Source organism: Nocardioides koreensis (assembly GCF_039531775.1).
GTDB classification, from domain to species: domain Bacteria; phylum Actinomycetota; class Actinomycetes; order Propionibacteriales; family Nocardioidaceae; genus Nocardioides; species Nocardioides koreensis.
Window position 1 is genome coordinate 1 of record NZ_BAAAQR010000024.1, and the last position, 1,749, is coordinate 1,749.

Annotated in this window: 2 protein-coding genes; one reads left to right on the forward strand and one right to left on the reverse strand. The window is 69.0% G+C overall.

All coding sequences use genetic code 11. The features are described 5' to 3' along the window. Nucleotides 1-123 precede the first annotated feature (123 nt). A complete protein-coding gene (locus tag ABD268_RS22735; protein WP_344158245.1) occupies nt 124-855 on the reverse strand; it encodes a dienelactone hydrolase family protein in 732 nt (243 codons plus the stop codon). Between the two features lie 119 nt (nt 856-974). Here ABD268_RS22735 and ABD268_RS22740 point away from each other — a divergent pair, with 119 nt between their 5' ends. Continuing rightward, nucleotides 975-1,418, forward strand: a complete 444-nt coding sequence (locus tag ABD268_RS22740; RefSeq protein ID WP_344158247.1) for a hypothetical protein — start codon at nt 975-977, stop codon at nt 1,416-1,418. Nucleotides 1,419-1,749: the final 331 nt, after the last annotated feature.

Sequence of the window (1,749 nt, forward strand, 5' to 3'; positions counted from 1 at the left end):
GCGTGGGACACGAAGACCTCCGTGGTGATTCAGGTGTGGGTGCGTGGTTGCTCCACACCTCACCCGGAGGCCTTCGTCATCGTCCAGCAGGCACGCCGTACCTAACGTCCGTGGTCAGTACACCTAGCGCAGGTAGGTGCCGAAGAACCGGGTGATGCGCTGCCGGGCGTCGCGGGTGGCCTCCTCGTCGTACCTGGTGCCCGAGACGCGGGCGAGGAAGCGGAGGAAGAGGGTGGCGTCCGCGGGGTCGTGGTCGTTCATGAACCCGTGGCCGGCGCCGGGGTAGATCTTCACGTCGTGCGGGATCTCCAGCTCCGTGAGCAGCTGCCCGAGGCGGCGGCCGGCCCGCCGGCCCAGGGGTGACCCGTCCTCGGCGCCGAAGCTCCCCACGATCGGGCACGCGTGGGGCAACCACTCGTCGGCGTCGGAGGGACAGCCGCCGTAGTTGACGCCGGCGGCCTCGAAGCCGCGATCGGCGGCGAGGGCGAGTGCGTAACCGCCGCCCATGCAGAACCCGATCACGCCGATGTGGCCCGTACAGCCCTCGTGCTCCCGGAGCCACTGGCGGGCCGCTTCGATGTCGTCGAACGACCGGCCGCGGCGCTCGCCGAGGTCCCGCATGATCGTGCGCAGGCACCCGAGCCGGCTGCCCCGGTGGTAGAGGTCTGGTGCCACCGCGAGGAAGCCCTCGCCCGCCAGCCAGTCGGCCTGTGCGCGCAGGTCGTGGCTCATGCCGGTGAAGTCGTGGACCACCACGACGCCGGGCCAGGGCGGGGGCGTGGCCGGCGTCGCGCAGTACGCCGGGACGGAGCCCTGGGGTGTCTCGATCTCCACGTCGGATGCGGTCGGGTCCATGAGGCAGTGTGCGCTTGCTCAGCCGCCGTGGGCCACGGTTGTGGCGACCCCGCAGGTGCATGAGCGATGAGTTCTCCGCGCGAGCGGAGTCGATCCAGCGTCGGCATCGAGGAGGAGCAGTGCGCAACGAGTTCATGGAGCAGCTGGACGTCCTGGTCGGGGCGTGGCGGGTGACGATGCGGAACGCCTGGTTCCTCGAGCCGGACGATCGGGAGGTGCCGGGCCAGGCACGCGTCGAGTGGCTCGGCGACGCGTTCGTGGTCTTCCGATGGACGATGGGAGGTGAGGTCGGACCGGCCACGAGCGAGATGCTCCTGGTGCTCGGTCGCAGTGACGCGAACGACGCGTACACCGCGCTCTACCACGACGAACGCGGTGTCTGTCGGGTCTTCGTCATGACGTTCGATGGCTCGCGCTGGGTCCTGACCCGCGAGGATCCCGACATGTTCCAGCGGTTCATCGCGGACGTTGGGCCGGACCGGATCGCAGGCCGCTGGGAGGCGTCGCAGGATCGCGGGTCGACGTGGCGCAAGGACTTCGACCTCGTCTTCGACCGGGCGTAGCTTCGGCTCGGGCGATGATCGGAATTGTTCCCTCGACGGGGGGTCGGAAGCTGGCCCGAGGTCTTCTCGGCCCCGGGCGCACGCCGAGCGGACAGCGCCTCTCGCGGACGGTCAAAGCGCCGGCTGGACGGCCACGCCGATCGGGGTCCTGGGCAAGAGGCCCAGCGGCCAGAAGCGGTCGAAAGCGTTCCTCCACATCTTGGAAATGTGATGTCTCAGGACATAGGTGACAGTTCTGCATCAGGACATTGGTGACACTTGATGTGTCAGGACTTCGGTGACGATTCGGGGTGCTTCGGACGCGGTCCTGATGGTCGGCCGTTGCCGACGT

What these genes read in the sequence shown, in the direction of transcription:
- ABD268_RS22735 (WP_344158245.1), bottom strand. Translation starts at nt 855, where the DNA reads ATGGACCCGACCGCATCCGACGTGGAGATCGAGACACCCCAGGGCTCC.